This window comes from Paenirhodobacter populi (assembly GCF_004022215.1).
GTDB classification, from domain to species: domain Bacteria; phylum Pseudomonadota; class Alphaproteobacteria; order Rhodobacterales; family Rhodobacteraceae; genus Rhodobacter; species Rhodobacter populi.
In genome coordinates this window covers 80,873-87,033 of the sequence record NZ_SAUZ01000020.1, presented here as the reverse complement: position 1 = coordinate 87,033, position 6,161 = coordinate 80,873, and the positions used below count along the sequence as shown (strand labels likewise).

Annotated in this window: 7 protein-coding genes; 5 read left to right on the top strand and 2 right to left on the bottom strand. The window is 66.3% G+C overall.

Translation table 11 applies throughout. The features are described from left to right. Nucleotides 1-330 precede the first annotated feature (330 nt). Nucleotides 331-897: a protein-methionine-sulfoxide reductase heme-binding subunit MsrQ gene (gene msrQ / locus D2T30_RS16910; RefSeq protein ID WP_128209835.1), complete on the bottom strand. Its 567-nt coding sequence runs from the start codon at nucleotides 895-897 to the stop codon at nucleotides 331-333. Further along, nucleotides 897-1,823, bottom strand: a complete 927-nt coding sequence (gene msrP / locus D2T30_RS16905) for a protein-methionine-sulfoxide reductase catalytic subunit MsrP (protein WP_128209834.1) — start codon at nucleotides 1,821-1,823, stop codon at nucleotides 897-899. Before msrP ends, msrQ begins: the two co-directional genes overlap by 1 nt. Before the next feature lie 131 nt (nucleotides 1,824-1,954). Between msrP and smpB the strand changes: the two genes are divergently transcribed. From smpB to D2T30_RS16880, 5 genes are all read left to right on the top strand, one after another. Beyond that, the gene (gene smpB / locus D2T30_RS16900) at nucleotides 1,955-2,428 is read left to right on the top strand and encodes an SsrA-binding protein SmpB (protein ID WP_128209833.1); all 474 of its coding nucleotides are present in this window, start codon (nucleotides 1,955-1,957) and stop codon (nucleotides 2,426-2,428) included. Nucleotides 2,429-2,509: 81 nt separating this feature from the next. After that, nucleotides 2,510-3,367, top strand: coding sequence for a 3-mercaptopyruvate sulfurtransferase (gene sseA, locus D2T30_RS16895; protein WP_128185199.1), 858 nt, complete (start codon nucleotides 2,510-2,512; stop codon nucleotides 3,365-3,367). Further along, nucleotides 3,367-4,548 (top strand): amino acid aminotransferase, encoded by a 1,182-nt coding sequence (locus D2T30_RS16890; protein WP_128209832.1) that lies wholly within the window; start codon nucleotides 3,367-3,369, stop codon nucleotides 4,546-4,548. The genes sseA and D2T30_RS16890 overlap by 1 nt, the downstream gene beginning before the upstream one ends. Nucleotides 4,549-4,642: 94 nt before the next feature. Then, nucleotides 4,643-5,086, top strand: coding sequence for a MarR family winged helix-turn-helix transcriptional regulator (locus D2T30_RS16885; RefSeq protein ID WP_128185195.1), 444 nt, complete (start codon nucleotides 4,643-4,645; stop codon nucleotides 5,084-5,086). Beyond that, nucleotides 5,079-6,161 carry an HlyD family secretion protein gene (locus D2T30_RS16880; protein ID WP_128209831.1) on the top strand — a complete coding sequence of 361 codons (1,083 nt, stop codon included), beginning with the start codon at nucleotides 5,079-5,081 and terminating at the stop codon, nucleotides 6,159-6,161. Before D2T30_RS16885 ends, D2T30_RS16880 begins: the two co-directional genes overlap by 8 nt.

Below are 6,161 nucleotides of genomic sequence, written 5' to 3'. Positions count from 1 at the left end.
TCCATCAATGTCAAAGAGCCAAGACAACAAAAGCAACCAGTCCGCCAATCCCTTGGCGACCCAGCCAACATCCACCATCTCCAGAACCAACCGCGTCACCGCCGCCGTCCCGCCTCAGCAACCTGCGCCGCTTCGGTGAGGGGCTATCTAGGGCCTGCGCAGACAACGCGCAACCCTGATTTTAAAAAAATGTCATGGAGCCCCGGAATTATTCCGCAACCACATGATATATAAGAATAAATCTTACGACGCGATTCCGCCGGATCAGCCCGCCCCCCCCTGCGCAAGAAACTGTCCGGAATCCCCTGATTCCGCGAAACGGAAACCGCGTCACCGCCGCCGCGGCACCGCGCGCAGCGCCATCAGCACCCCGAATCCCGCCAGCCAGAGCCATCCCTGCGGCTGCACCACCTTCATCTGCCAGAGGTAATGCACCACGGCCAACGCCACCGCGGGGTAGACCAGCAGATGCAGCCGCCGCCAGTTCCGCCCCAGCCGGCGGATCGACGCGGTATTCGAGGTCAGCGCCAGCGGCAGCAGCAGCAACAACGCCGCGAGCCCGAAAAACAAATAGGGCCGCCGCACCAGATCGCCCAAGGCCTGCGCCCACAGCATCCCCATGTCCAGCACCAGCCAGACCAGAACGTGCAACCCCACGTAGAAGAACGCCACCAACCCCACCGCGCGGCGATAGCGCATGAGATCGACCCGCAGGAAACGCCGCAGCGGCGTGATCGCCAGCCCGCCGAACAGGAACCACAGCGCGATCTTGCCCAGACGGTGCTCGATCTCCTTCACCGGATCGACGCCGATCCCGCCCGAGACGACCAGCCAGACGATCCACCCCAAGGGCACCAGCCCCGCCAGATAGACCGCGCCCACCGGAACCTTCCGCATCAATAGAACTTCCGCAGATCCATCCCGGCATACAGCGCCGCGACCTCTTCGCCATAGCCGTTGAACATCTGCGTCGGCTGCCGGCTGGCAAAGGCGAACAGCCCGCCGCCGATCCGCCGCTCCGTCGCCTGCGACCAGCGCGGATGATCCACCTGCGGGTTCACATTGGCATAGAAGCCGTATTCCTGCGGCTGCAGTCGTTGCCATGTGGTGGGAGGAGGCGCCTCGGTCAGGGTGATCTTCACGATGCTCTTGATCGACTTGAAGCCGTATTTCCACGGCACCACCAGCCGCAGCGGCGCGCCGTTCTGCCGCGGCAGCGGATCGCCATACAGCCCCGAGGCCAGAATCGTCAGCGGATGCATCGCCTCGTCGATCCGCAGCCCCTCGACATAGGGCCAGTCGATTCCGCTCAGAGCCGTCTGGTTGTTCATCTCGGCCGGACGATAGAGCGTCTGGAAGGCCACATATTTCGCCCCCGGCTGCACCCCCGCCCGGTCGAGCAGCGCCGACAACGGAAAGCCGATCCACGGGATCACCATCGACCATGCCTCGACGCAGCGGAAACGGTAAATGCGCTCCTCGGCCGGGGCGGCGCGCAGAACATCGTCCAGCGGATAGCTGCCCGGGCGCTCGACCAGACCGCCGATCTCCACCGACCACGGGTCGATGGTCAGCCGCCCGGCATTGGCCTTGGGGTCGCCCTTGTTCCAGCCGAATTCGTAGAAGTTGTTGTAGGAGGTGATCTCTTCCAGAGTATTCGGCGCCGCATCGGTCGAATAGGGCGACGGGGTGGCCGCGATCCGCGCCGCCGCCGGGCCGACGAACCCCGCCGCCAACGCCCCGCCCATCAGCGCGCGCCGGTTCAGGAACATCGCCCGGGGCGTGACATCTGCCCACCCGGGATGACTGGAGTTTCGCGCCATGCCGGCCTCCTTTTCCCGGATGATAGCGCAATGTCGCGCGCCGGCATCACCGATCCGGTTCCCCTGCATAAAAGTGATCGCCCGCCGCGGCACTGGACAGAAGGCCCCCTGTCGCCTATCTCCACCGGATCATGGCCAAGAAATCCGACCCGAATTCCAAGCTGATCGCCGAAAACCGGCAGGCGCGCTACCATTACGCGATCCAGAGCGATCTGGAGGCGGGCATCGTGCTGACCGGGTCCGAGGTGAAATCGCTCCGCCGCGGCGGGGCCAACATCGCGGAAAGCTATGCCTCGGTCGAGAATGGCGAGCTGTGGCTGATCAACGGCTACATCGCCGCCTACAAGGAAGCCGGCGTCTTCGGGCATGAGGAACGCCGCCGCCGCAAGCTGCTGGTGTCGAAACGCCAGCTGTCGGACCTGTGGAACGCCGTCCGGCGCGAGGGCATGACCATCGTGCCGCTGAAGATGTATTTCAACGACCGCGGACGGGTGAAGCTCGCCATCGGCGTCGCCAAGGGCAAGAAGCTCGCCGACAAGCGCGAGACGGAGGCCAAACGCGACTGGAACCGGCAGAAACAGCGCCTTTTGAAGCAGCAGGGCTGACCCATATCCCTTGCCCGCATCCTCCCGGAAGGCTAAGCAATCGCCTGAATACCGCCCCAAAGGCGTGATCAGGAGGGCGTGATGGCCGTGGATGACCCCAAGACACTGGTTTCGACCGACTGGCTCGAAGCGCATCTGCATGACCCGGATCTGCGGATTCTGGATGCAAGCTGGTTCATGCCCGGTTCGGACAGGAATGCGAAGGCCGCCTTCGCCGCCGGGCATATCCCCGGTGCGCGGTTCTTCGACATCGACGAGATCGCGGATACCCGCTCCTCGCTGCCGCATATGGCGCCGCCACCGGAAAAGTTCATCTCGCGCCTGCGGGCGATGGGCGTGGGCGACGGCCATCAGGTGGTGATCTACGATCAGAGCGGCATCTTCTCCGCCCCGCGGGCATGGTGGACCTTCCGCCTGATGGGCAAGACGGATGTGGCCGTGCTCGACGGCGGCCTGCCGAAATGGCTGGCCGAGGGGCGCCCGGTCGACGCCCTGCCCCCGGTCATCAAGGACCGGCACATGACCGTGAACCGCCAACCGCAGCGCGTGCAGGACGTGACGCAGGTGGCCCGCGCCTCGAAGCTCGGCGATCATGAAATCGTCGATGCCCGCGCGCATGACCGCTTCACCGGATCGGTGCCCGAACCGCGCCCCGGCCTGCGCTCGGGCCATATTCCGGGGGCGAAGAACCTGCCCTTCGGTCAGGTCCTCAACCCCGACGGCACGATGAAATCCCCCGACCAGATCCGCGCGGCCTTTGAATCCGCGGGCGTCGATCTGTCGAAACCCGTCATCACCAGCTGCGGGTCGGGCATCACCGCCTCGATCCTCGCCTTCGCGCTGGAACGCGCGGGCCATCACGACTGGTCCGTCTACGACGGATCCTGGGCCGAATGGGGCATGTACAACGACCTCAAGGTCGCCACCGGAGAAGCATGATGCTCAATGCCCTCAAACCGCAGGCGCCGGACAAGATCCTCGCGCTGATGGGGATGTTCCGCGACGATCCGCGCCCGGGCAAGATCGACCTCGGCGTCGGCGTCTACAAGGATGCGCAGGGCCTCACGCCCGTCATGCGCGCCGTCCGTGCCGCCGAAAAGCGGATCTGGGAAGACGAAACCACCAAGACCTATACCGCGCTGGCGGGCGAACCGGCCTTTCACGCGGCGATGGCGGATCTGGTGCTCGGCTCCGACTATCCCAAGGATCGGCTGTCGGCCCTGCAGACCGTGGGCGGCACCGGCGCCTGCCGCATGGGGTTCGAGCTCGCACGTCTCGCCAATCCGGGCGCCACGGTCTGGACCTCGGATCCGACATGGCCGAACCACCTGTCGATCCTCGATTACCTCGGCATGGCGCATCGCCCCTACCGCTATTTCGACGCCGCGACCCGCAGCGTCGATTTTCAGGCGATGCTGGCGGATCTGCAGGGACTGAAGCCCGGCGACGTCGTGCTGCTGCACGGCTGCTGCCACAACCCGACCGGGGCGAACCTGACGGCGGATCAATGGCTGGCCATCGCCGACCTGCTGGCCGCAAAGGGGGCGCTGCCGCTGATCGACCTCGCCTATCAGGGCTTCGGCGACGGTCTGGCCGAGGATGCGGCGGGCGCGCGCCTGATCGCCTCCCGCCTGCCCGAGGTGTTCATCGCCGCCTCCTGCTCCAAGAACTTCGGCATCTACCGCGAGCGGACCGGCTGCCTGCTGGTGCTCTCCGATGCCGCCGATCGCGCGGTGACGCAGGGCACGCTCGCCTGGCTCAACCGGCAGACCTATTCCTTCGCCCCAGATCACGGCGCCCGCGTGGTGACGACGATCCTGACGGACCCGGCGCTCCGCGCGGAATGGGAATCGGAACTGGAACAGGTCCGTTCGGGCATGCTGGCGCTGCGCCGGCAACTCGCGGATGAACTCCGCCTGCTGACCAATTCCGACCGTTTCGACTTTCTCGCCCGGCACCGGGGGATGTTCTCGCGCCTCGGCGCGACGCCCGAACAGGTCGAACAGATGCGCCGCGACAGCGCCATCTACATCGTCGGCGATTCCCGTATGAACATCGCCGGGCTGAACGATCAAAGCGTTCCGGTTCTGGCACGGGCGATCGTCGCGGCGGGCGTCTGACCCGCCTGCCCGCGGGGAAGGCACGGCCCTCCCCGCCTTTGCGCCCTTGAAATCGTAAGCCCGCTCACGATATTGACCGCTGAGGAGCACAGCCATGCCTGACCCATCCCGTGAAAGTCTGGGATTTCTGCTGATCGACGCGGGCCGGGCGGTGCGCCGCCGGTTCGAACTGCGCGCGGCGGAGCTTGGCCTCAGCGCCGCGCAATGGCGGGTGATCGCGCAATTGCACAGACATGGCCCCCTGCCGCAGGCGCGACTGGCCGAATACATGGAAATCGAGCCGATCTCCGTCTCGCGTCTGGCCGAACGGATGGAAAAGGCCGGCTGGATCCGGCGCGAGGCGGACCCCCACGACCGGCGCATCAAGCTCGTCGCCCCCACCGACAAGGCGACAGCCGCCTTTGCCGAGGCACGATCCATCGCCGACGCCCTTTATGCCGATGCGCTCGCCGGGACGCCCCCCGGAACGCGCGAAACGCTGATCGCCATCCTGAAGGCGATCACGAACAACCTCAGCCCCGGCACAGATCATGACTGACGAACCCGAGAAGACCGAGAAGAAGAAGTCCCCCCGGAAACTGCTGATGGCCGCGCTGCCTCTGGTGATCGTCGCCGGCGGGCTGTGGTTCTGGCTGTCCTCCGGCCGGTATGAAAAGACCGACAACGCCAATTTCCAGCAGGCCCGCATCGTTGTCGCCTCGGAACTGTCGGGCCGGGTCAGCGATGCCTATGTGACCGACAGCCAGACGGTCACCGCCGGAACGCCGCTGTTCCGGGTCGATCCGCAGCCCTATGACCTCGCGCTCGCGCAGGCCGAGGCGGCGCTGGCGCAGGCCCGGCTCGGGGTCGAACAGCTCCGCGCCAGCTATCGCCAGTCGCTCGCGCAGCAAAAGGCCGAGCAGGACAGCCTGAGCTACTACGAAAGCGAACTGAAGCGTCAGCAGGCGCTGAGCGGCCGTGGTGCCGGGACCGAGGCGCTTCTGGACAGCGCGCGCCACAATGCCAATGCCGCCCGAGAATCGCTGGCCGCCGCGCAGCAGGCGGCCGAGGCGGCGCTGGCCGCCCTTGGCGGCAATGCCGAAATCATCACCGACGACCATCCCAGCGTGCGCGCCGCCATCGTCGCCCGCGACAAGGCGGCCTATGACCTGACGCTCGCCACGGTGAAGGCCCCGGCGGACGGGATCGTCTACAAGGCCGACAGCTTCAAACAGGGGCAGTTCGTGTCCGCGGGCGCCACCCTGTTCACCCTCGTCGAGACCGGCGACAGCTGGGTGACGGCGAATTTCAAGGAAACCCAGATCGACCGGATGCGCCCCGGCCAGACCGCCACAATCCGCTTCGACGGCCTGCCGGGCCGCAAGTTCGAGGCGGTGATCGAATCGATCGGCGCCGGAACGGGGGCCGAGTTTTCGGTCCTGCCCGCGCAGAACGCCACCGGCAACTGGGTCAAGGTCACCCAACGGGTCCCGGTCAAGCTGCGTTTCACCGAGGGCAGCGACCTGACCGGCCTGCGCACCGGCCTGTCGGCCGAGGTGACCGTCGACACCCGCGCCGCCACCCGGCTCGACCAGCTGATTTCGCGTGCCGAGGGCGGCACCGTGAAGGAGTGA